This window comes from Achromobacter sp. KK8, from assembly GCF_054188005.1.
Window position 1 is genome coordinate 2,475,998 of sequence record NZ_CM135178.1, and the last position, 21,045, is coordinate 2,497,042.

21 protein-coding genes and 1 tRNA gene are annotated in these 21,045 nt (G+C 65.9%); 13 read left to right on the forward strand and 9 right to left on the reverse strand.

From position 1 onward, the window contains the following. Positions 1-30 precede the first annotated feature (30 nt). The 3 genes from ACVN9Z_RS11520 to ACVN9Z_RS11530 all read right to left on the reverse strand — a co-directional run bounded on the left by ACVN9Z_RS11520 (position 31) and on the right by ACVN9Z_RS11530 (position 2,249). Positions 31-942 carry a LysR family transcriptional regulator gene (locus ACVN9Z_RS11520; protein WP_006388820.1) on the reverse strand — a complete coding sequence of 304 codons (912 nt, stop codon included), beginning with the start codon at positions 940-942 and terminating at the stop codon, positions 31-33. A gap of 450 nt (positions 943-1,392) precedes the next feature. Beyond that, on the reverse strand, positions 1,393-1,812 hold the full coding sequence (locus ACVN9Z_RS11525; RefSeq protein ID WP_006388821.1) for a hypothetical protein: 420 nt from the start codon (positions 1,810-1,812) through the stop codon (positions 1,393-1,395). Next, entirely contained in the window at positions 1,809-2,249 is a 441-nt protein-coding gene (locus tag ACVN9Z_RS11530) for a Fur family transcriptional regulator (protein WP_006388822.1), read from the reverse strand. Before ACVN9Z_RS11530 ends, ACVN9Z_RS11525 begins: the two co-directional genes overlap by 4 nt. 107 nt (positions 2,250-2,356) lie before the next feature. Between ACVN9Z_RS11530 and ACVN9Z_RS11535 the strand changes: the two genes are divergently transcribed. The 3 genes from ACVN9Z_RS11535 (at position 2,357) to ACVN9Z_RS11545 (ending at position 4,359) form a co-directional block, all read left to right on the forward strand. Beyond that, positions 2,357-3,139: a helix-turn-helix transcriptional regulator gene (locus tag ACVN9Z_RS11535; protein WP_024067766.1), complete on the forward strand. Its 783-nt coding sequence runs from the start codon at positions 2,357-2,359 to the stop codon at positions 3,137-3,139. A 201-nt stretch (positions 3,140-3,340) separates the two neighbouring features. Then, on the forward strand, positions 3,341-3,499 hold the full coding sequence (locus tag ACVN9Z_RS11540) for a hypothetical protein (RefSeq protein ID WP_020925112.1): 159 nt from the start codon (positions 3,341-3,343) through the stop codon (positions 3,497-3,499). Next, positions 3,496-4,359: an alpha/beta hydrolase gene (locus ACVN9Z_RS11545; RefSeq protein ID WP_006388824.1), complete on the forward strand. Its 864-nt coding sequence runs from the start codon at positions 3,496-3,498 to the stop codon at positions 4,357-4,359. The genes ACVN9Z_RS11540 and ACVN9Z_RS11545 overlap by 4 nt, the downstream gene beginning before the upstream one ends. Before the next feature lie 42 nt (positions 4,360-4,401). Here ACVN9Z_RS11545 and ACVN9Z_RS11550 read toward each other — a convergent pair whose 3' ends face one another. Then, entirely contained in the window at positions 4,402-4,875 is a 474-nt protein-coding gene (locus tag ACVN9Z_RS11550; RefSeq protein WP_006388825.1) for a YkgJ family cysteine cluster protein, read from the reverse strand. Positions 4,876-5,093: 218 nt separating this feature from the next. Between ACVN9Z_RS11550 and ACVN9Z_RS11555 the strand changes: the two genes are divergently transcribed. Then, the gene (locus tag ACVN9Z_RS11555; protein WP_054439587.1) at positions 5,094-5,735 is read left to right on the forward strand and encodes a DNA-3-methyladenine glycosylase I; all 642 of its coding nucleotides are present in this window, start codon (positions 5,094-5,096) and stop codon (positions 5,733-5,735) included. A gap of 16 nt (positions 5,736-5,751) precedes the next feature. Here the strand turns inward: ACVN9Z_RS11555 and ACVN9Z_RS11560 are convergent, their stop codons facing one another. Continuing rightward, positions 5,752-7,680 carry an LTA synthase family protein gene (locus ACVN9Z_RS11560; RefSeq protein WP_353630952.1) on the reverse strand — a complete coding sequence of 643 codons (1,929 nt, stop codon included), beginning with the start codon at positions 7,678-7,680 and terminating at the stop codon, positions 5,752-5,754. A 295-nt stretch (positions 7,681-7,975) separates the two neighbouring features. Here ACVN9Z_RS11560 and ACVN9Z_RS11565 point away from each other — a divergent pair, with 295 nt between their 5' ends. Further along, the gene (locus tag ACVN9Z_RS11565; RefSeq protein WP_458213395.1) at positions 7,976-10,048 is read left to right on the forward strand and encodes an AsmA family protein; all 2,073 of its coding nucleotides are present in this window, start codon (positions 7,976-7,978) and stop codon (positions 10,046-10,048) included. Between the two features lie 6 nt (positions 10,049-10,054). On the opposite strand, the gene ACVN9Z_RS11570 is transcribed toward ACVN9Z_RS11565, so the two are convergent. Next, positions 10,055-11,650 (reverse strand): GGDEF domain-containing protein, encoded by a 1,596-nt coding sequence (locus tag ACVN9Z_RS11570; protein ID WP_053498603.1) that lies wholly within the window; start codon positions 11,648-11,650, stop codon positions 10,055-10,057. A gap of 11 nt (positions 11,651-11,661) precedes the next feature. Then, positions 11,662-12,306, reverse strand: a complete 645-nt coding sequence (locus ACVN9Z_RS11575) for a TetR/AcrR family transcriptional regulator (RefSeq protein WP_006388830.1) — start codon at positions 12,304-12,306, stop codon at positions 11,662-11,664. Between the two features lie 117 nt (positions 12,307-12,423). Between ACVN9Z_RS11575 and ACVN9Z_RS11580 the strand changes: the two genes are divergently transcribed. Both ACVN9Z_RS11580 and ACVN9Z_RS11585 read left to right on the forward strand, forming a co-directional pair. Continuing rightward, positions 12,424-13,170, forward strand: coding sequence for an SDR family NAD(P)-dependent oxidoreductase (locus tag ACVN9Z_RS11580; RefSeq protein ID WP_458213396.1), 747 nt, complete (start codon positions 12,424-12,426; stop codon positions 13,168-13,170). Between the two features lie 173 nt (positions 13,171-13,343). Continuing rightward, positions 13,344-13,419 (forward strand) — tRNA-Lys (locus ACVN9Z_RS11585). A gap of 288 nt (positions 13,420-13,707) precedes the next feature. On the opposite strand, the gene ACVN9Z_RS11590 is transcribed toward ACVN9Z_RS11585, so the two are convergent. Continuing rightward, positions 13,708-14,691 carry an AraC family transcriptional regulator gene (locus tag ACVN9Z_RS11590; RefSeq protein WP_238874775.1) on the reverse strand — a complete coding sequence of 328 codons (984 nt, stop codon included), beginning with the start codon at positions 14,689-14,691 and terminating at the stop codon, positions 13,708-13,710. 291 nt (positions 14,692-14,982) lie between these two features. On the opposite strand from ACVN9Z_RS11590, the gene ACVN9Z_RS11595 reads away from it, so the two are divergent. From ACVN9Z_RS11595 to ACVN9Z_RS11620, 6 genes are all read left to right on the forward strand, one after another. Then, entirely contained in the window at positions 14,983-16,203 is a 1,221-nt protein-coding gene (locus tag ACVN9Z_RS11595) for a cytochrome P450 (protein WP_458213397.1), read from the forward strand. Between the two features lie 6 nt (positions 16,204-16,209). Beyond that, positions 16,210-16,434, forward strand: a complete 225-nt coding sequence (locus ACVN9Z_RS11600; RefSeq protein ID WP_047992630.1) for a ferredoxin — start codon at positions 16,210-16,212, stop codon at positions 16,432-16,434. A gap of 1 nt (position 16,435) precedes the next feature. Further along, complete coding sequence (locus ACVN9Z_RS11605) at positions 16,436-17,425, forward strand: PDR/VanB family oxidoreductase (protein WP_458213398.1); 990 nt, start codon at positions 16,436-16,438, stop codon at positions 17,423-17,425. A gap of 64 nt (positions 17,426-17,489) precedes the next feature. Further along, complete coding sequence (locus ACVN9Z_RS11610; RefSeq protein WP_053498613.1) at positions 17,490-18,368, forward strand: fumarylacetoacetate hydrolase family protein; 879 nt, start codon at positions 17,490-17,492, stop codon at positions 18,366-18,368. Between the two features lie 73 nt (positions 18,369-18,441). Further along, positions 18,442-19,254 carry a polysaccharide deacetylase family protein gene (locus ACVN9Z_RS11615; protein WP_458213399.1) on the forward strand — a complete coding sequence of 271 codons (813 nt, stop codon included), beginning with the start codon at positions 18,442-18,444 and terminating at the stop codon, positions 19,252-19,254. A 113-nt stretch (positions 19,255-19,367) separates the two neighbouring features. Then, positions 19,368-20,294, forward strand: a complete 927-nt coding sequence (locus ACVN9Z_RS11620; RefSeq protein ID WP_026382364.1) for a SphA family protein — start codon at positions 19,368-19,370, stop codon at positions 20,292-20,294. 108 nt (positions 20,295-20,402) lie between these two features. Here the strand turns inward: ACVN9Z_RS11620 and ACVN9Z_RS11625 are convergent, their stop codons facing one another. Next, positions 20,403-21,026 (reverse strand): FMN-dependent NADH-azoreductase, encoded by a 624-nt coding sequence (locus tag ACVN9Z_RS11625; RefSeq protein ID WP_053498617.1) that lies wholly within the window; start codon positions 21,024-21,026, stop codon positions 20,403-20,405. Between the last annotated feature and the right edge of the window lie 19 nt (positions 21,027-21,045).

Sequence of the window (21,045 nt, forward strand, 5' to 3'; positions counted from 1 at the left end):
ATTCTGGTTTCGGCAATGCCAGCCGGCCGGCTAGAAAAACCGGTGCGTGTCGTTGCGGATGAAGCGCAGGAACCGGTGCGCGGCATCGGACAAGGGACGCGAGGCATGCGTCTGGAATTGCAGCTGGCCGGCGTTGAGCAGGGCATCGTTGAGCGGGCGGCAGATGAGCCGGCCGCTTGCCAGGTGATCGGCGGCCGTCAGGCGGGCGCACAGGGTGATCGCGTCGCCCGTCAGGACATAGTGATAGGCCGCTTCCGGCAGATTGGAGGTGAATGCCGCCGACAGCGTGATGTTGTACAGGCTGCAGGCCGTGTCCAGGATCTGGCGCAGGGCGCTGCCGCCGTCGGGCAATGCCAGCGGATACGCGGACAGCTGGGTGAGGTGCAGGGATTCGCAGGCGGCCAGCGGGTGGTCGGGCCGCATCACGGCGACGATCTCCGCCGGATGCGCGTAGAAGACGGCAATGTCCTTTTCCGCGATGTGGCTATAGGTGACGCCAATGTCGGCCTGTGCCGAGCGGACGCTCTCGGAGACCTGGCCGGCGTCCAGGATATGCAGGTTGAAGCGGACCGAGGGGTGCTCGGCCTGGAAAGCGGCGAATTTGCGTGGCAGCGCATAGGTGGCAAAGCCGGGAGCGCCGGCGACTTTCACGGTCTGGGTATAGCGGCCGTTCTGGCCGTCGATCTCCGCATAGGTGCGGGCGGCGTCGGCTTCCACCCGGCGCGCATGATCCGCCAGGATGCGGCCGGCTTCGGTCACCCGCATGCCCTTGGGATGGCGTTCGAACAACTGGTTGTGCAGGCGTTGTTCCAGGCCGGCGATCTGGCGGCTGACCGCCGAACTGACGACATTGAGCCGCGCGGCGGCGCCATTGACGGATCCTGTGTCGACGACGGCGAGAAAGTAACGAAGCGCGGTGCTGTCGAATTGGAATCGCTTCATTGATATGAGTGCCGTAAATCGCAGTGTCGAGTCCGGGCGGCTGGCAACCGTAAAAGCAGCGCGCGAGACGGTGGCCCCTGACATACCGGTAAGCAAAGCGTACCGATACCCGTCGGGGGCGGCCGCGCGCCGTGGCGTCTTGTGAACGCCGCGGCCAACGGCGTCGGACCACGGAAGCGATGGCGGGTTGCGCGGCCGGCGGGACGGGTGCGCCGTCCGGGGAGCCCGGTGCGCGGGGATGCCAGTCCCGGGGCCTGCGGGACAGGCGATTGGGCCAGAGGTGGAATTTATTCCAGCAACACCTTTTGCCACAATCGCAAATTTATCAATATTGCATTCTAATTTCGGCAATAAGACGCTGTGGCTGGAGTTGCGGCCGGGCGCGGGCGGAAGACGAAAAAAAGCGCGCCGGAGGGCGCGCCTGCAAAGTGGACCGTGGCGGAGGGCGGATCAGTCCAGCACGAAGCCGCCGGGGCCGGCCTGGCCCAGCAGTTCACGGGCGCATTGCACCGCCTCGTGGGCCGTCGCCACGGCCAGGAACGGCATGCCGAAGGCGCGCGCCATTTTCTCGCCGCGTTTGCGGATCTTGTCCAGCGCGCCGGCGTCGCGTTCGACGGCGATGAAGGCGCGGCAGCGCGCCTTCAGCCGCGACATGTTGCTGGTCTGCCATTCGATCATGGCCTTGCGATCGTCGTGGCTGGCTTCGTTGCGCATGTCGGGCACCACCATGACGAAGGTCTGCGGGTTGTTCACCAGCATCTCCATCTCGCGGATCCAGCTGGCGGAATAGCCCGCCGGGGCGCTGCCGTGCTTGGCGGTGACGATGGGGAACTGGGATAGGTCGTGGAAGAAAAACTGGTCGCGGTTCATTCGAATTCTCCGATAGAAAGGGCGGGACCGCCCTTGTGGCAGCCGCAGCCGCCGTAAAGCACCAGGCTGTAGGAGTCCAGCGCGAAGCCGCTTTGCCTGGCGATCTTGCGCACCAGTTGCGTCATTGCGCTGTCGCTGGACTCCTGGATCCGGCCGCAATGGCGGCAGACCAGGTGGTCGTGGTGTCCCTTGTCGTTCAGTTCGTACACGGTGGAGTGCGAGTCGAGCTGAGTACGTTTGAGCAGTCCGGCGTCCTCGAGTTGCGTGATGACGCGATAAACCGTGGCCAGGCCGATGCTGCTGTGTTCCGAGATGAGGCTGCGGTAGATGTCCGCCGCGCTCAGGTGCTGGTCCGCGTGCTGGTGGAAGATGTCCAGGATCTTCAGGCGCGGGAAGGTGGCTTTGATGCCGGCCACGCGCAGGCGGGTATGGTCCATGATGATTCTCCATTCCGGGGCTGCTGCCCGAATGATGAGAATGATGTACATTTTCAAAAAGTCCCGCTAACGGGAACCCGTCAACCTGTAGCTCAAATCTGCCAACCATGTCCGACCTGGTCGTGGTCCACCACGCCATCCCCGATGTCTTGTTGACGCCATTCAGCATCCAGCACCCCCGGGCGTCCAAGGGCATCTCCGTGCCCGACCATTCCCACAACGAGGGCATGCTGGTGCTCGTGCATGCGGGTCTGGTGCTGGTGCAGGCCGGCACCCAGGTCTGGACGGTGCTGCCCGGCAGCCTGGGCTGGATTCCACCCGGGGTGCAGCATGCCGCGCGCTGGTTCGGCGAGGCGCGCGGTTCGTTCCTGTACGTGCGGGCCGATGCCTGCGCCCGGCTGCCGGATCATTGCCGCTCCTGGCCGTCGTCGCGACTGATCGACGCGTTGATCGAGCGCTTCACCACCAGCCAGTCGGGCGAGCTGTCCGACGTCTACCTGGAACAGCTGTTCGACGTGCTGCTGGCCGAGATCACGCAACGCGAGCACGCGCCGGTGTTGCTGCCGATGCCGCATGATCCGCGCCTGCAGGACCTGGCCAATTCCCTGCTGGGCACGCCCGACGACACCTCCGGCATCGACGAATGGGCGCAACGGTTGAACATGTCGTCGCGCACCCTGATGCGCCGTTTCCGCCAGGAGACCGGCGTCACGCTGGGCCAATGGCGCCAGCAGGCGCGGCTGTTGCGCGCGCTGGAAATGCTCTGCCGCGGCGGGTCGGTGACCGAGGCGGCGCTGTCGGTGGGCTACGAAAGCACCAGCGCCTTCATCGGCAGTTTCCGCAGCGCTTTTGGCATGACGCCCACGCGCTACCTGGCCGGCCGGGAATAGGCCGCCGGCATTTCCCGCCGGCCGCGTCCGGCCGCCGAGCCGGTTGCCCCGGCCACGCCCGGACGCGGTGGCCGTCCAGCCTTTACGCATCTTCACTTTTTCCCGACAGATTTGCGGATCTTCCCGCGCGCCCCTTGCCTACCATGGCGCCAGGGTAGGACAGGTCTTCTCGTCCCGCCCTCCATGCATCAAGGGTGTTCCATGACTTGCCAACCAATCTTCGCTTTCCCGCCGGCCGGGAGCGCCGGCGGCGCCGCGGCGCCGGCCCCGGTTATCGCCTTCGCCCACGTCCTGGCGCGCCTGCTGGCCGCCACGCGCAACGCCTGGCAGCTCGACGCCGTGGCCGGGAGCGCGCCGTGACGACGCCTCGCACCGGAGCGCTGCTGATCCATGGCCTGGGCGGCACCGAATTCGACATGGGCTCGCTGCACAAGGTGCTGGCGCGCGCGGGAGTGGAAACCCATGGCGTGACGTTGCCCGGCCACGCCGGCCGGCCCGAGGACCTGCTGGACGTGCGGGTCGAGGACTGGATGGACGTGGTGACGCGCCGCTACCGCGAGTTGTGCGAGCAGTACGAAGTCGTGCACGTCATCGGCATGTGCCTGGGCGCGCTGCTGGCCGTGGAGCTGTGCAAACGCGAATCGCATACCCGGGGCGCGCTGGTGTCGCTGTCCGCGCCCGTGTTCCTGGATGGCTGGAGCACACCGTGGTATCGCGGCCTGCGCTACCTGCTTTACCACGTGCCGGGGGTGCCGCGCCGCATCCGGGTCGAGGAAGAAGACCCCTACGGCGTCAAGAGCGAACTGGTGCGGGCCTTCATCAAGGCCGGCTTTGCGCGGGGCGACGGCTTCCATTACCAATGGGTGCCGCTGGCCTGCGTGCGCCAGGTCGACCGGTTGCGCGGCATGGTCAAGCGCGGGCTGGAGCAGATGCGCTGCCCGACGCTGGTGATGCACGCGGTCGAGGACGAGCTGACCAGCCCGCGCTCGGCGCGCCTGCTGGGCGCGCGGATTCCCGGCGCGTCGGTGGTGTTGCTGCAGGACAGTTACCACATGATCTGCGTGGATCACGAGCGCGAGCGCGTGATGCAGAACGTGCTGGCATTCCTGGGCAAGGATCCGGGCATCGTGCGTGTGCGGCGGCGCGCCGCAGAATCGCGGCGGACCCGCGGCGCAACCGCGCCGGACGAGGCGCAAGGCCTGCTGGTGGCCGCCCGCTAGCGGCGCTTGTCTGCGCAGGGCCGGGACGCCTTGCGCGGGGGCTCAGGCGGCCGCGGGCTGGTCGGGCTGATTGGGATGCGAAGGGCCCTGCGGGTCGTTTTCGGCATCGGGGCGCGGCGGCACTGCCGGCAGGCCCAGGGCCAGCCTCAGGCGCTGGCAATCGGGGTTGGGCGAGCCGTCGGGCTGCCAGATGTCGAATTCGCGGCAGGGTGTCGGGCGGTTTTCGTAGATGGCGCAATGGATGCCCGGCCGGCCCAGTTCGCCGCGCAGCGAGATGCAGCGGCCGCCGCCCATTTCGGTGCCTTTCATGCAGGCGCGCAGCGGGCTCATCTGGGTGACCAGATCCAGCGGCACCTGGCCGCCATTTTCACCGGCCAGTTCGCCGATATAGAACGACACCCGGAAATGCGAGCAACAGGCGCCGCAGTCCAGGCAGGGATTGGTGGCGGGGTTGTTGTCGCCGGCCAGCAGGGCGGGCGACACCAGGGTCAGGGCGGCTGTCTCGAGCAGGGACATGGCGGTGGATCCGAAAGCCCCGTCCGGGCCCCGGCATGGACGCAAAACGGGCTTGCATGCCGCAAGCCCGCCAGGCCGATCCGGGACGGCGCGCGGGCACGGCCGGCGCGGGATCAGGGTGGGAAATAGTAGCTGGATTCGGCTTGCGGCCGCTACGACTTTTTTCGGGGACGTTGCTGCGGTAGCATCGGAAACCCGACAGCCGCCAGGACGCTTCCATGAACGCCAATTCCGACTTCTCCGACGGCCTTGCCCGCTGCGGCTGGGTCGACACATCCGCCGAATACATGGCGTACCACGATACCGAATGGGGCTTCCCGCAAGGCGACGACCGCGCCCTGTTCGAGCAATTGTGCCTCGAAGGCTTCCAGTCGGGCCTGAGCTGGCGCACCATCCTGAACAAGCGCGAGGCGTTCCGCCGCGGCTTTGCCGGCTTCGATCCGGCCAAGGTCGCGCGCTTCGGCGAAGCGCAGATCCAGGCGCTGCTGGCCGATGCCGGCATCGTGCGCCATCGCGGCAAGATCGAGGCCGTCATCAACAACGCGCAACGCGCGCTCGAAATGATCGAGCGCGAGGGCTCGCTGGGGGCGTTCCTGTGGCGCTTCGAGGCCCCGGCCGGGGCCGCGTCCACGCGCGGCGCATCGACCTCGGCGCAATCCGAGGCCTTGTCCAAGGCGCTCAAGAAGCTGGGCTGGAAGTTCGTGGGGCCGACCACCGTCTACGCGTTCATGCAGTCGGTGGGCATGGTCAACGACCACCATCCCGACTGCCATTGCCACGCTCCGAGTGAGCGGGCCCGCAAGGCGTTCCGGCGGCCGGCCCAGGCTGCCGCGGACAAGGGCGGGGCCGCCGGCCCGTGATCGGCCGCCGCGTGGCTCAGCGCGTGGCCGTCAGCGGCGCGGACGCGGTTTGCGCGGGCGCGGCCGCGGCGGGGATGCAGTAGCGGCCCTCGCGGTAGGCCCAGCTGGGCCACAGCGCGTGTGCCAGCGCTTCCTCGGCCAGTTCCGGGTCCAGCGCCACCGGCGCGTAGTCTTCGGGCGCAGTGTAGCGGTATTGCACGGGCGTCTTGTTCGGCGCCATCACCAGCAGGTCGTTTTCCTTCAGGTAGCCATAGGTGTTGTCGTACTGCATGATGGCGCGGCCCGGGGTGCTGCGGGTCAGGTCGTGGCCCAGCATGGGGTGCTCGGTGTCGACGCCGATCAGCGACAGCAGCGTCGGCGCCAGGTCGATCTGGCTGATCAGGCGATCGTCGCGCCGCGCTTCGATACCCGCGCCCAGGATCACCGCCGGTATATGGAAATGGCGCACCGGCACCAGGCTGGCGCCGAACACGCGCGAGTCATGGTCGGCGGCAATCAGGAATACGGTGTTTTCCCAATACGGCGCGTCCTTGGCGTGCTCGAAGAAGCGGCCCAGCGCCCAGTCGGCATAGCGCACGGTGTTTTCCACCGTGGCCGGATTGCCGTCGGTCTGGATGCGGCCCGCCGGATATTCCCACGGCGAATGGTTCGACACGCTGAAGGCCAGGGTGAAGGTGGGCTGGTCGCCATCTTCGCGCAGCAGGCGGTCGAGCTGGTTGAACATGTCCTCGTCCGACGCGCCCCAGGTGCCGACGAAGGCGGGATCGACGAAGTCCTCGCGGTCGACGATCTGCTTGAAACCGTTGCCCAGGAAGAAGCCTTTCATGTTGTCGAAGTGCGATTCGCCGCCGTAGATGAAGCGCGAGTGGTAGCCGTGGCGGCCCAGCAGGTCGGCCAGCGAGAAGAAGCCGCGCTGCGATCGCGGTAGCTTCAGCACCGCCTGCGCCGGAGTCGGCAGGAAACCCGTCACCACGGCCTCCAGGCCGCGCACGGAGCGCGTGCCGGTGGCGTAGGCGCGGGTGAAGGTCCAGGCCTGGCGCGCCAGCGCGTCGAGTTCGGGCGTCAGGTCCATGCCGCCCAGGCCGGCGCTGTATTGGGCGCCCAGGCTCTCTTCCAGGATGATGACCAGGTTGAGGGGGCGGGCGGTTTTACGGCTGGCGGGCTGGCGATGCAGGCTGGGGTGGTCGGCATTGGCCGGCGGGTAAGGCAGGCCGGCTTGCGCCAGCACGCGGCGATGCATGTCGTCGTCGTCCATGCCGCCATACACGGCCGAGGCCGACTTCTCGTTCTTCATACTGTAGACGGCGTAGAACACGTTGTACAGCGAGTTCAGCGCCAGGGTGTTGAGCATGCCGTCCGAACTGTAGGCGACCGATGACGGATTGATGGGACGGTGGCCCAGCGTGCCGCGGATCGCCAGGATCACCACGGCCAGGATCGCCAGGCTGGCCAGCGGCATCTGCCACCAGGCCAGCGGCGCATCGGGCACGGCGTGGCCGAACAGCTCATACGCGCCCCAGCCGATCAACCCCAGGGCGCCGAAGCCGCCCAGCAGCGCACCCTTGTAGCCACGCCACAGCATGCCGGAGACTTCGCGCGGGTGCTTCAGGTATTCGACGAACAGCCGGTTGGGACGGGTGTCGTATTCCAGGATGAAAGGCGGCGTGGCCACCTCGAGGAACGCCATCAGGATGAAAGCCACCAGATACCAGATGCCGGCGGCCGTGGCGGCAAATGGCAAATGCCCGAACCATGGCGACAACACCGCCGGCAGCGCCGCCATGACGCCGATCTGGTGGGCGTCGATGCGCAGGCCGCCCAGCAGCAGCGGCAGCAGGCCGCCCGCGTTGCGTACGCGCTGCCATTGCCATGCGGCCAGGGCCAGGCGGCTGAGGGTGAGCAGCGCAAAGGCCGCCACCACGAAAATCAAGCTTGAATGCCGCATCGGGCCTCCAGGTAGTGCCGCGGTTCCGCGCCGAACGCGCGGCGGGTCGATCGCCCCGCGCATTTGAACAGGGCCGGCGTCAAAAATTCGGTATGGATTATTCCTGCCATGCCAGCGAAACCTCCGCTTTCGCCCGGCCGCTTTGTAACTTTTGCCGACCGGGCTCTCTATGACATGGAAAAATCCGTACACATTATGGGGCCGGCAAGCTTAACCCGCCCGGCCGGGCGCGCTACCCTTGAGGGTAAATGGGGCCGGTATCGGCGTTCCGGCGGCAACGGCAAGGATCATAACGATGACACGCAAAACAAAAATAGCGGGCGGAATCGTGGGGGGCATTGTCCTCCTGGTGGCGGTGCTGGTGGTGGTGGTCGCGACCTTCGACTGGAACCGTGCCCGGCCGATGATCAACGAGCGGGTCAGCGCGGCCATCGGCCGTCCCTTCGCCATCAATGGCGATCTCAGCGTGGAATGGTCGCGGGAATCGGACGAAGGCGGCTGGCGTGCCTGGGTGCCATGGCCGCGCGTCGTGGCCAATGACATCAGCGTCGCCAACACCGAATGGGGCAAGGCGCCGCAGTTCGCCACCCTGAAACGCGGCGAGTTCAGCCTGTCGCCGCTGCCGTTGCTGAGCCAGCGGGTGGTGATACGCCGGATCCAGCTGACCGAGCCCGCCGCCGACCTGGAGCGGCTGGCGGATGGCCGCGCCAATTGGGTTTTCACGCTGCCCGAGTCGGGCGAGCCGTCGCCCTGGGTGTTGGATATCAATGAAATCGGCTTCGACAAGGGGCGGGTCGGCCTGTCGGACGCGATCCTGCAGGCCGACCTGACCGTGGTGGTCGACCCCTTGGGCAAACCGGTGCCTTTCGCCGATGTCGCGGGCGCTTCCTTCTTGCCGGAGGATGCGGCCGCCACGGCGCCGCGCGACTACGTTTTCGGCTGGAAGGCCGAGGGCAAATACAAGGGCCTGGCGACCAAGGGCGAAGGCAAGGTGGGCGGCATGCTCGCCTTGCAGGACCCCAGGCAGCCCTTCCCGGTGCAGGCCGATGTGACAATCGGCGGCACCAAGGCAGCGGTCGCCGGCACGCTGACCGACCCGGTGAACCTGGGCGCGCTGGACCTGCGGCTGAAACTCTCCGGGGGGTCGATGGCGCAACTGTACCCGCTGACTGGCGTGACCCTGCCGGACACGCCGCCGTATTCGACCGACGGCCATCTGGTGGCCAAGCTGCGCAACGCCGGCGGCGCCGTCTTCGATTACCGCGACTTCAACGGCCGGGTCGGCGGCAGCGACCTGCACGGCGACGTGTCGTTCGCGTTGAGCGCGCCGCGTCCCAAGCTGACCGGCAAGCTGACGTCCAGGCAGTTGCGCATGGAAGACCTGGGGCCGCTGATCGGCGTGCCCTCGGGCAAGCAGGCGCCGGCCCAGGACAAGCCCAAGGATGCGCCGGCCAAGCGGGCCGGCGGCAAGGTCCTGCCGACCCAGGCGTTTCGTACCGATCGCTGGCGCGACATGGACGCCGACGTGGCGCTGGAGGCCGGCCGCATCGTCCATGACGCCAAGTTGCCCCTGTCCGATCTGTCGGTCCATCTGGTGCTGCAGGACGGCCAGCTGACGCTGGACCCGCTGCGCTTCGGCATGGCGGGCGGCAGCATGGCCGCGACGGTGCGGCTGGACGGTTCCCAGCAGACGCTTACGGGACGCGTCGACATGCATGCGCGGCGGCTGCGCCTGAAGCAGTTGTTTCCCTCCGCGCAGGCCATGCAGAAGACGCTGGGCGAACTCAATGGCGACCTGGCGTTGTCCGGCACCGGCAATTCGGTGGCCGCGCTGCTGGGATCGGCCAGCGGTGATGTGAAGATGCTGGTCAACGATGGCGTGATCAGTCGCAGCCTGATGGAGATCGCCGGACTCAATGTCGGCAATTATGTGGTCTCCAAACTGTTCGGTGACGACGAGGTGAAGATCAACTGCGGCGCCGCGGATCTGTCGATGAAGAACGGCGTGATGACACCGCGCGTATTCGTGTTCGACACCGAGAACGCGCTGATCAACATCACAGGCACCACCGATTTCAAGAACGAGAAACTGGATCTGGACATCACGCCGGACAGCAAGGGTTTTCGCATCTTCTCGCTGCGTTCGCCGCTGTACGTGCGCGGCACCTTCGGATCGCCGGACGTGGGCGTGCACGTGGGACCGCTGGCGGCGCGTGGCGCGGGCATGGTGGCGTTGGGCGTGATCCTGACGCCCGCCGCCGGCCTGCTGGCCCTGATCGCGCCCAGCACGACCGACGACAATTCTTGCGGCACGCTGCTCAAGCAGATGCGGACACCGCCCAAGGCGCCCGCGCCCAAGGGCAAGTAGGCGCGGTCAGCGCGGCAGCGCCATGCGCGCGCCGTCCGCGGCATGGTTGTCCGCCACGCAGACCGCGTTGCGGCCGTGGTTCTTGGCGTAGTAGAGGGCGCGGTCGGCGCGTTGCATGACTTCGTCCAGCGTCGCGCCATGGGCGGGGTAGCAGGCCACGCCGGCCGACAGGGTGATGGGCGCGGGCAGGCCCGTGTCGGTCCCCAGCCGTTCGAGTTTCAGGCGCAGGCGCTCGGCGGCGCCCACCGCGGCCGCCAGCGACGCGCCGGGCATCAGCATCACGAATTCCTCGCCGCCGCTGCGGGCGACGGTGTCGCCGCCGCGTGAACCTTCGGTCAGCAACGCCGCCAGGATCTGCAGGGCGCGGTCGCCGGCGGCGTGGCCGTAGCGGTCGTTGATGTTCTTGAAGTGATCGATGTCCAGCGCCACGATGGCCAGCGGCGTCTCGGCCGCCTGCAGCAACGCCATGGCCTCATTCAGGCCACGCCGGTTCAGCAGGCTGGTCAGGGTGTCGGTGGTGGACGCGCGGCGCAGGTCGCGGATCTTGTGCTGGATCGACGTCAGTCCCATCAACAGCGCGCGCTTGAGCTGCGAGGCCTCGAAATACCAGGAGCGCACCTTGCGGATGCGCTCGGCGGAATCGGGGTCCTGCATGCGCTTGGCAATGCCGGCCAGCTCGCCGAGCGGGCGGGCGATCCAGCGCGACAGCAACCAGATCAGCACGATCGACATCACCAGCAACGGCAGGGTGTTGCGCGCCGTCGCCATCAGCAGATCGTTCAGCGGCAGCAAGGTGCTGGCGACCGGCCGTTGCGCGATGATGGTCCAGCCGGTGCTGGGCACGGGCGCATAGCCTGCCAGGATCGCGTTGCGGGAGGCGTCGGTGAAACGGATTTCGCCGGTCTCGCCGCGCAACGCGGCGGCCAGCGCGGCCTTGTCGGCGGACGCCTGGCCGAGGCGGCTGCGGTCCGGATGGTAGATCAGGGTGCCATCGCGCGACAGCACGTACAGCAGGGAATCGTCGCGGTTGAAATGCTGGCCCAGCAGGCGGTCCAGCACGTTGTCCTCGTGCAGGTAAAGCGTGCCGGCGATATAGCCGAGATAGCGGTAGTCGCGCGAGAAGATGGGATGGGTGTACAGGATCAGCCAGCGCCCGTTGCTGGCGCGAAACGGTTCGCTGATGAATGGCCGCCGCGTGGTCAGCGCCGTCCTGGCGGCGTCGCTGGTCATGTGCTGGCCCCGCAGCTGCGGATACGAGGTCGACACCGCCAGCACCTCGCCTTGCGCCGATACCACGAAGCTGGAGTTGAAATGGCCCAGCTGCTCTTCCTGGCGGCGGGTTTCCGACGCCATGAGTCCGGGATGGGTCTCCATGTCCGCCAGCACATCGGCGCTATAGGCCAGGTGCCGGCGCAGGTCGCCCAGGAAATATTCGGTGGTGGCCGCCAGCTTGGCCGCGTAGACCCGGTTGCTCTCGAGCGCGTTATGCAGCAGCAGGTCGCGCTGCACCAGGTAGCTGGCATGCAGGCCCGCCGCCAGTACCAGGAAGATCGACAGCAGGCTGATCCAGAGGATGAGGCGCCGTAGGTCGATGCGGAGCATGGAAGGGGGCGTCAGGCGTGGGCCCGGCCGGAGGGCGGGTCGGATTGGGGCGCGCTGCCCGTGAGCGCATCCCAGGCGCACATTGCCTGGCGCGCCACGGCTTGCAGGGTCTTGCGGCTGGCGCCGTCGCGCGCCTGGATCGACATTCCGTGAAGGATCGTGGTGTAGAACGCCGCGAGGCCTTTCAGGTCGGCCCCCGCGGGCAGCTCGCCGGCGCTGGCGGCAGCGGTCAGGCGGGCGAGGATGCGGCTTTGCATTTCGCGGCGGTTGTCGCCCAGGAAGACGCCCACGCCGTCGTGGCTTTCCGCGCCGGACGGCGCGCCCAGCACGATCAGGCAACCGGGCGGGGCGCCAGGGGCGGTGAAGCGCTCGGCCGCCGCCAGCAGCATGCCGCAGACCCCTTCGCGGGCGGTGGCGCCCGCCGCCAGCGCGCGGCGCGAAGCGGCGCCATCGGTGTCGCGATAAAGCTGCACGGCCTCGCGAAATAGTCCTTCTTTTGAGCCGAATGCGCCGTAGAGGCTGGGCGAGTTGATGCCCATCGCGGCCGTCAGATCGGTTAGCGATGCTCCTTCGTATCCCTTCGACCAGAAGACTTCCATGGCCTTGCGCAAGGCCTGGGCTCGGTCGAAGTTCCGGGGGCGCCCACGTTCTGCCATATGCGCATGATTTTACTCGGGACAGATATTTTGTGTTGATCGATAAAAAAATCATTGACGTCCGTTCGTGGGCGTCGGATCATATTTGTACTGATCACTACAAATTAAGGTTGAACCATGCAGAATCTGAACGGAAAAGTGGCTTTCGTAACCGGCGGCAGCCGCGGCATCGGCGCGGCGATCGTGCGGCGCCTGGCGGCGGATGGCGCCGACGTCGCCTTCACCTATGTCAGCGCGTCGTCGCGCGACAGCGCTGCCGCGCTGGCACGCGAACTGGAAGCCGGCGGCCGCCGCACGCGGGCCATCCAGGCGGATTCGGCCGATCCGGCGCAGGTGCGCCAGGCGGTGGAGCAGGCCATCGACGAACTGGGGCCGGTGGACGTGCTGGTGAACAACGCGGGCATCTTCCTCGCCGGCCCGCTGGGCGAGGTCACGCTGGAAGACTACGAGCGCACCATGAACATCAACGTGCGCGCGCCATTCGTAGCCATCCAGGCGGCGCAGGCGTCGATGCCGGATGGCGGGCGCATCATCAATATCGGCAGTTGCCTGGCGGAACGCTCGGGCCGCGCGGGCGTGACGCTGTACTCGGCCAGCAAGTCGGCGTTGCTGGGAATGACGCGTGGACTGGCGCGCGACCTTGGCGCGCGCGGCATCACCGCCAACGTGGTGCACCCGGGGCCCATCGACACCGACATGAACCCGGCCGACGGCGAACGCGCCGGCGACCTGGTGGCGGTGCTGTCACTGCCACATTACGGTGAGACGCGCGACATCGCGGGCATGGTCGCCTTCCTGGCCGGGCCGGACGGGCGCTACGTGACGGGAGCCAGCCTGGCGGTGGATGGCGGCTACGCGGCCTGATCGCGGCGCTTCGGTTGTCCCCGGCTGGCAACTTTTTGCGGCGGATCGACAACCGACTTGCACATTTAAAAAAAGCTCCCTATAATCTCGCTTCTTCGCAGTTCAAACACAACGAAACGCAGCGGCAACGACGCGAAAGCGCCGGGTCCCAAGCAGATGTGGATGAGCATGCAGGGCTGTTAGCTCAGTTGGTAGAGCAGCGGACTCTTAATCCGTAGGTCGAGTGTTCGAGCCACTCACAGCCCACCAGAATTCCTAATGAAATCTACGCCCTGGTTGCCTGGCAACCAGGGCGTTTTTCATTGCCCGGCTGAGCCACCTGGGCTGGTCCCCTCAGCTCGGGGAGCGCGGTGCGGTAGCGATGCCCGGCGGCGGTTCTGCACAGGTCCGATCATCCAGAGGCGAACATGCCCTGGTAAGGCCACGAGCCAGTCACAGTTACAGTCACAGTCACAGTCACAGTCACAGTCACAGTCACAGCGCACCAGGATTCAAGCAAGCGTCCACCCTTTGCGGTGGGCTTTTTGTTTTGTGGAGTCAGTGCTTGGACGGCGTGTCGGCGCCGGGAGTGCCGGTGCCGGTGCCGGTGCCGGCGCCCGCCCCGCCACCGCGAAACTGACGCGGCTGCACGCCGCTGTATCGCTTGAACGCGATCGAGAACGCGGCTTCGGATCGATATCCCACCTGCCAGGCGATCTGGCCGACCGATGCCGAGGTATCGGCCAACAGCCTTGATGCTTCCTGCATTCTGATGCGCGTGACGTAGCTGAAGAGACCTTCACGCAGTTCGCGCTGCGCCGCGGCGATCAAACGCGAGCGCGATGTTCCCGCCACGTCGGCGAGCATTTCCAGCGTCCAGGGCCGGGAGATATCGCGATGGAACTCGCGCAAGGCCGCCGCCACTCGGGAGTGATCCGGCAGCGATATCCACGCGGGCAGCGTGGGCGTATGCGAGGCGATGTAATGGCGGATCAGGTTGAGCACGGCCAACTCGGCCTGGCGCAACGCCACCGCTCGAAATCCCGGGCGCTGCCAGGTCAGCTCGTCGCGAATGGCATCCGTTGCCTGGCTCAACCACGCCGGCAGTTCGTCGAAATCCAGCAGCAACACGTCCGGCAGCGCGTCGAACAGCGACGTGTTCGCACCCCTTGCCGGCGCCATTCCCACGAAAAACGTCGATGTCACGCCCGTTTCGGGGGATTCCCCGAACGCGATCGTCTGGAAGCGGTCGGCCTTGGCGGGGTTGCGCAGATCGACGGGCTGATTGGGCCGGGTGAGCAGCGAATCCTGGACGAGGTGTTCCTGCGCACGCAGGATCAGGCACACGCTTTTGTCGCGCAGGGTTTTGCGTTGTCCGGACCGCGTCATGAACAGACTGCAGGCCGCGCCGGTGAAGACATACATCGAGACTGGCCATACGCCGCCCGGCATATGCACGGCCCATGGATTGCTCGATTGTGCCTGGCCTGCTTCGATCTCGGCGAAGCGGCACGTATCAAGCGCAGCGGTTATCGGGTCCATTTTCCGTATTCCATCGATCCTGCCCGGCAATTCCTCCGGCGCCGGTTGTCATTCCCGACTCCAGGGGATAAGGGAAGCACCGCGGGCCGCCGCGCGCAATCCGTGGATCCCCTAGCGTGGTTCAGACCCTGCCATACCCGAACGGCTCTCTTGCGAAAGGAAACGAGTCCCTCGCAATGCTGGAGAAAACCATACTAGCGCCAGACCGACGTGCAAGCGCCTCGCATACCGGAGACACCAGGGCGGGGCGCGGCAAGCACGACGGATTGCCGACCTATTTTCAAAAGAACGATGCAATCTCTCGACACCCCCGATCTGAAATCGGCCGACTTTCTCGCCGACCGCTATCCCACCTATCGCAGGCTGCAGAAGGATTTTCCGCTTTTCGATATCGAGATCAACGGGGAAAGTTGCAAAGTCCTGACGCGGTACCGCGACGTCGACGCGGTGCTGCGCAACCCCTTGGCCACGGTGCAGCAGGCGCCTGGCGAATTCCCCGAACGGATCGGCAAGGGCGCCGCGTCGCGCTTTTACCGTGAATCGCTGCCGAATATCGACGCGCCGGACCATACGCGTATCCGACGCATCGTCACGCCCGCGTTCAATCCAAAGACCGTGGCCAACATGCGCGGCTGGGTGGAGAAGGTCATCGTGGACCATCTGGACAGGCTCGCCGGCGCCGGCGAGATCGATTTCGTCTCGGCGTTCGCGGATCCAGTGCCGGCAGAGATCGCGTGCCGGCTGCTGCATGTGCCGGTTTCGGATGCCGCCGAACTGTTCGCGCGGCAGCATGGCCTGAACGCGGTGCTGAGCGTGGCTGACATCACGCCGGAGCGCCTGGCCGAAGCGGATGCGTCCGCGGCCTTCTACTACGAGTACATGGATGATGTGCTGGATGCGCTCAAGGGAAAACTGCCGGAAGATGATTTCGTCGGTGCGTTGATGGCGGCCGAAGACGCGGACAACGGCCTGACCCGATCCGAACTGGTCACGACCCTGATCGGTTTTCTTGTCGCCAGTTATCACACGACCAAGGTGGCGATGAGCAATGCGGTGCTGGCCTTCCTGAACCATGACGACGAGAGGGCCCGCCTGGTCGCGCAGCCGGATCTCGCCCGCACGGCTTGGGAAGAATCGTTGCGCTACGACGCTCCCGTGCATTTCGTGCACCGCTACGCATCGGAAGCGTTTGTGGTCGGTGGCAGCGAAGTCAAAAAGGGCCAGCGCCTTTTGCTGGGACTTCATGCGGCGAGCCGCGACGAGGCCCGCTTTCCCCATGCCGACCGATTCGTGATCGACCGTTCCGACAACCGTCATCTGGCTTTCGCGGGGGGAGGGCACTTCTGTCTGGGGTCGCAGCTTTCCCGCCTTGAGGGCGATGTCCTGCTGCGAACGATCTTCCAGCGCTTTCCCCGGATGCGCCTGACGGAGACCCGACTCGATCGCGTGCCGGACCTGACCTTCCCGATGTTGTTGCGCATGACGGTCGATCTGCGCGGCTCGGAAGGTTGAGCGATCATGAACCAGGTCATCGTACAGATACAGGGCGGCATGTGTTGCGGGTTTGGCAACTGCGCAGGCCTTTGTCCTCAAGTGTTCAGGCTCGACTATGAGACGAATCGCGCACAATTGGTGCCCGATGCGCAGCTCGATGTCCATGCCGAGCAGATCGCGCGGGCGGCGAGCGAGTGCCCGACGCAGGCGATCTTCTTTTTTCGCTCCGGCGACGACGCGTGGGCATAGCATGGACGACCAGACCCGACGCCGCGCGATGAGCGAATGGCGGCCCATGCGCCTGGCGGACCGCTATCGCCTGGCCGAACGGATATTCGCGCTCAAACTCGTGGACGAACATGGCGCGTCGCTCTCCGAAATCGCGCCTGGCGATCATGTCGAGGTGCGGGTGCCGGGCGGCACCCGGGCGTACTCCTTGTGCAATGCCCCCGGCGAGCGCGACCACTACTTGCTGGGCATCCACCATTCGTCGTTGCACGGTGGCGCGCATTATCTGTGCGACACCTGCGACGTGGGCGACACGCTGCAGGTGAGAGGGCCTGGCAATTTCTTTTCCCTGTCGCCCCAGCACCGGCGCATCGTGCTGGTTGCGGGAGGTATCGGCATCACGCCCATCATCTCGATGGCGCAGCATCTGGCATCGCAGGGGCTGGACTTCGAGATGCACTACTGCGCGCGCAGCTATGCCGCCGCCGCGTTCGTGGATCGTATCGATGCCAGCGCCTACCGTGATCGGGTCCGCTATCACTTCGACGATGATCCCGCGCACCAGAAGCTGGACCTCGACGCGCTTTTCAGCGGCCTGGGCGCAGACCAGCACGTCTATCTGTGCGGCCCCAACGCCATGCTTGCCGAGGCCTTGACGCTGCGTGAGCGCTACGCCCTGTCCCATCGCCTGCACTATGAGCGTTTCGGCGCAAGCCCGTCGGATTCGACAGGCGCAGCCGTGGATACTGGCTTCGAGGTGTGCACGGCGCGCAGCGGAAGGCGCATCGAAGTGCCCGTGGGTTGCTCGATAGCTACCGCGCTGAACCGGGCAGGTGTCGAGGTGCCGCTGTCCTGTGAACAGGGCGTCTGCGGCATGTGCCTGACGCGGGTGCTCGACGGCATCCCGGACCATCGCGACGACGTGCTCTCCGATGCGGAGCGCGCGGCCAACGACGTCATCCTGCCTTGCGTATCGCGCGCGAGATCGGCCGTGCTCACGCTGGATCTGTGAAACGGCCTGGCGCTGCCTGGAATCTCCGTTCGGAAGCACCCTCATCCACCCTTCAGGAAAGAAGATGAAGCTAGCCATGTTCCGCGAAGGCGGCAAGGACCGCATCGGCGTGGTCGAAGCAGACACGATTGTCGACGTGACCGCCGGTTTGCCGTCGCTGTCGCCGGATCTCTTCGACTGGCTGCCCGGCCTGGCCACTTCCTGGCAAGTGCTGGCGCTGCTGGCGCGGGAATCGAAGACGCGCTTGCCCTTGTCCTCGGTCCGGTTGTTGCCGCCGATCCGGCGTCCGTCGACGTTTCTGGCGATTGGCGGCAACTACGAATCCCATCTGCGCGAAATCGCCCGTTTGAAGATACAGGTCGGCGAGCACCAGGTCTGGTTCAACAAGCAGGTCTCCTGTATTTCCGGGCCGTTCGATGACCTCGTCATCCCGGCCGGCATGTCGACGCTCGACTACGAGGTGGAACTGGCGGTGATCATCGGTCGCCGCTGCCGCAATGTTCCGGCGCGGCATGCCGTCGACTACATCGCCGGCTATACGGTCTGCAACGATGCCAGCGTCCGTGAACGGCATGGCCGCAGCCCGACCATGACGCTGGCCAAGTCATTCGATTCGCTGGGGCCGTTGGGGCCCTGGATGACGACGGTCGATGAGATTCCGGACCCGCATGCGCTGCGGATCCGCACTTGGGTCAATGGCGACTTGCGGCAAGACGGCAGCACGGCGGACATGCGTTTCAACATCTTCGAGCAGATTGAAGAACTGAGCCACGCCATGACGCTGGAGCCCGGCGACGTGCTGGCCACGGGTACGCCGGCCGGTATCGGAGCCGCGCGCCAGCCTCCCATTTTCCTCGCGCCTGGAGACGTCGTGCGCATGCAGATCGAAAACATCGGAGAAATCGAGAACCGGGTGGTGGCTGCGGGCTCGGTTCGCGCCTGACCCGTTTCGCCGCAAGATCGGTGCCCTCCAGCGGGACGGCCATCAACATCCATTTCAAATTGAGCGACAGATCATGCTGTGTATCACCTTTGACAATTTCGGCAGCGCGGCGGGTGAACAGCTGCCATGGGGGTGCCCCGCGGACGTGCCGTCGGCGGAGTGGGATGCCTACAACAGGCTTGGGCTTGAACTGGGCCATCCGCGCATTCTCAAGCTGCTGGCGGATCTGAAAATCCGTTGTACCTATTTCGCGGAAGGGTATGCGGCCGAGCGGTATCCGGAAGAGATGAAGCGCTGGCATGGCGCGGGCCACGAAATCGCGTTTCATGGCTGGCGGCATGAATCGTGGCTGGACATTGCTTCGCGTGAGGAGGAAAACCGCCTGATTGAACGCGCGGTGACGAGCATCCGTACTCTGACCGGCGAGGCGCCGGTGGGGTTTCGGCCGCCGGGGCTGGCCATCAATGGTTGGACCGACGATGTGCTGCAAGCGCATGGCATCCGATATGTGTCGCAGGCACTTCCTGCGACCGACGGCGGCGCATCCAGCCGCGCGTCGACGGTCGTGAGCCGGCTCGACGTTCTGCCCACCGAGCCCGCGCTGATCGATGGCGCCATGATCCATCCGCGCTTTGGCGGGATCTTCGGCGCGCTCGATGACGCCGCCGCCTACGACAAGTTCTATCAATTGGCGGTGGCCCACGAGACCTCCCGGCCGCAGGAGCCCTGGGTGCTGGTGGTGCATCCGTTCACATCAGGCAACCGGGCATGGTTCGGATTCGAAGACTTCATGAGACGCCTGGCAGGTGAGTTCGGTTCCTCTCGTTTCGGGCTGGCCAGGGACCTGGCGTCAAAAACGACGGCGGCAGGCGCGGGCCCGCGCTGATGCGGGACGGGCCTTTGCAGGCGCAGTGATCAGGGTCCATGCAGGACGCTGGCAGGACCCGGCCATGCCGGGCGGATTTCAAAAACAGAAAACACGAACAAGGGAGACAAACCATGAGGCGACTCATCATTCCAGGCATGCTGGCCCTGGCGCTGTCGCGCGGCGTGATGGCCGCGCAGGGCGTGACATTTGGCGGTCCGGTCGGCGGTACCGACATACAAAGCGCCTACCTGCCGCCTGAGGCCGGGTTCTACGGCTCGCTCATCGCCGTGGGCGCATATGGAGACAGGTTCTATGACAACGCCGGAATGAGTCCGACCACCTCGGTGCGCCTGCCAGGCGGGATCGCCGAGTTCGGCCTGCTCTACGTCTATCCCCAAAAACTGTTCGGCGGCACCTTGGCCAGTTCCGTCGCCTCCGGGTATTCCTGGGGCAGCATTACCGTCAATGGCAAGCGCCAGAATTTCCAGGGCATGAACGACATCTATACCGACGTCCTCATGTGGAGCAAGCACCTGGGGACTATCGAGGGGGGCAGGCCGCGAGGGCTGACGATGAAGTTGGGATACTCGATGGTGCTGCCCACCGGCAAATACGATTCCGCCGATCTGTATTCACCAGGACGCCATACCTACTACTACATCCCGAACGGCGCGTTCACCTATCTGACCGGCCCCAACTTCCTGGGCGATGGCACGGAGTTCAGCATGAGCTACTTTCTGGACATCGCTGGCAAGAACTCCGCGAACGGCTACAAGAACGGCCTGGTCGCGGACGTCGATGTCGCGGTCAGCGAAGTGGTCGGCCGGTGGCAGTTGGGCGTGGCGGGCTACTACGCACGGCAGTTGACCGACGACAAAGTCAATGGAGAGCGCAGGTCGGGGAACCGGTTCGCCGGCGCGGCGGTGGGACCGGTGGTGTCGTACAACATTCCCGACTGCAAGTGCAGCGTCAAGTTCAAAGCTCAATTTTCCGTGTTCACGCGCAATTCGCTGGCGCCCAATGCGGCCTATCTGTTTTTCAACAAGGCATTCAACTAGAGGGCCAGGCTCCAGCCACGGCCTTACCGGGCGGATCCTCGCCCGGTAAGGCGTCTTCTCGTGCCTGTCGGACCCGGCGGGCACGGATTCCGCGGGTAGCCTGCGGGGCTAGAAATCCGCCGCCATCGCCGCGGCGTCAGCCCGGCCGCGCGCAATGGTCTCCGTCGCCCTGCCATCCCAGGTGTGTTCCACCATCAGGCGCCGGATCTCCTTGACGCCGATGAAGCGGAGCCAGAAGTCGAGATAGTCGGCCTGGTGCGCGAAGCCGGGGCTGGCCGCGTACGTGGATGGATCGTGGCCCTGTCCGCGCACGTGGATGACCAAGGCGCGCGGGATGCCGAGCAGCGGTTCGTAGGCTTTGCCGTCGAAGCCGAACAACATTCCGCGCTGGCTGACCAGGTCGATCAGCTGCTTGAGCTTGTAGGGGTAGTCGAAATTCCACATCGGCACCCCCAGGACGATCCGGTCCGCTTGCTGGAAGCGCCGCGCGAGCGCGCCGATGCGTGTCCAGATCGACGCTTCGGCAGGGTCCAGCGGTTCTTTCGACACGCCTTTGTACTTGGCGCCTATCGCCTTGCCGTCGAATTCCGGCAGGTCTTCCTCCCAGACATTCAGCGTATCGACCTGCAGCGCGGGGCAGGCCTTGCCGTAGGCATCGATGAAGGCGTTGGCGATGGAGATCGACGCGGAGCGGGGGCCGCGCGGGGAGGATTCGATGTTCAAGAGACGCATGCTGCGTGATCCGGAGAAG

What these genes read in the sequence shown, in the direction of transcription:
- ACVN9Z_RS11580 (WP_458213396.1), top strand. Translation starts at nt 12,424, where the DNA reads ATGCAGAATCTGAACGGAAAAGTGGCTTTCGTAACCGGCGGCAGCCGC.
- ACVN9Z_RS11530 (WP_006388822.1), bottom strand. Translation starts at nt 2,249, where the DNA reads ATGGACCATACCCGCCTGCGCGTGGCCGGCATCAAAGCCACCTTCCCG.
- ACVN9Z_RS11525 (WP_006388821.1), bottom strand. Translation starts at nt 1,812, where the DNA reads ATGAACCGCGACCAGTTTTTCTTCCACGACCTATCCCAGTTCCCCATC.
- ACVN9Z_RS11625 (WP_053498617.1), bottom strand. Translation starts at nt 21,026, where the DNA reads ATGCGTCTCTTGAACATCGAATCCTCCCCGCGCGGCCCCCGCTCCGCG.
- ACVN9Z_RS11565 (WP_458213395.1), top strand. Translation starts at nt 7,976, where the DNA reads ATGACACGCAAAACAAAAATAGCGGGCGGAATCGTGGGGGGCATTGTC.
- ACVN9Z_RS11550 (WP_006388825.1), bottom strand. Translation starts at nt 4,875, where the DNA reads ATGTCCCTGCTCGAGACAGCCGCCCTGACCCTGGTGTCGCCCGCCCTG.
- ACVN9Z_RS11620 (WP_026382364.1), top strand. Translation starts at nt 19,368, where the DNA reads ATGAGGCGACTCATCATTCCAGGCATGCTGGCCCTGGCGCTGTCGCGC.
- ACVN9Z_RS11590 (WP_238874775.1), bottom strand. Translation starts at nt 14,691, where the DNA reads ATGGACCCGATAACCGCTGCGCTTGATACGTGCCGCTTCGCCGAGATC.
- ACVN9Z_RS11520 (WP_006388820.1), bottom strand. Translation starts at nt 942, where the DNA reads ATGAAGCGATTCCAATTCGACAGCACCGCGCTTCGTTACTTTCTCGCC.
- ACVN9Z_RS11600 (WP_047992630.1), top strand. Translation starts at nt 16,210, where the DNA reads ATGAACCAGGTCATCGTACAGATACAGGGCGGCATGTGTTGCGGGTTT.
- ACVN9Z_RS11560 (WP_353630952.1), bottom strand. Translation starts at nt 7,680, where the DNA reads ATGCGGCATTCAAGCTTGATTTTCGTGGTGGCGGCCTTTGCGCTGCTC.
- ACVN9Z_RS11575 (WP_006388830.1), bottom strand. Translation starts at nt 12,306, where the DNA reads ATGGCAGAACGTGGGCGCCCCCGGAACTTCGACCGAGCCCAGGCCTTG.
- ACVN9Z_RS11605 (WP_458213398.1), top strand. Translation starts at nt 16,436, where the DNA reads ATGGACGACCAGACCCGACGCCGCGCGATGAGCGAATGGCGGCCCATG.
- ACVN9Z_RS11540 (WP_020925112.1), top strand. Translation starts at nt 3,341, where the DNA reads ATGACTTGCCAACCAATCTTCGCTTTCCCGCCGGCCGGGAGCGCCGGC.
- ACVN9Z_RS11615 (WP_458213399.1), top strand. Translation starts at nt 18,442, where the DNA reads ATGCTGTGTATCACCTTTGACAATTTCGGCAGCGCGGCGGGTGAACAG.
- ACVN9Z_RS11595 (WP_458213397.1), top strand. Translation starts at nt 14,983, where the DNA reads ATGCAATCTCTCGACACCCCCGATCTGAAATCGGCCGACTTTCTCGCC.
- ACVN9Z_RS11570 (WP_053498603.1), bottom strand. Translation starts at nt 11,650, where the DNA reads ATGCTCCGCATCGACCTACGGCGCCTCATCCTCTGGATCAGCCTGCTG.
- ACVN9Z_RS11555 (WP_054439587.1), top strand. Translation starts at nt 5,094, where the DNA reads ATGAACGCCAATTCCGACTTCTCCGACGGCCTTGCCCGCTGCGGCTGG.
- ACVN9Z_RS11535 (WP_024067766.1), top strand. Translation starts at nt 2,357, where the DNA reads ATGTCCGACCTGGTCGTGGTCCACCACGCCATCCCCGATGTCTTGTTG.
- ACVN9Z_RS11610 (WP_053498613.1), top strand. Translation starts at nt 17,490, where the DNA reads ATGAAGCTAGCCATGTTCCGCGAAGGCGGCAAGGACCGCATCGGCGTG.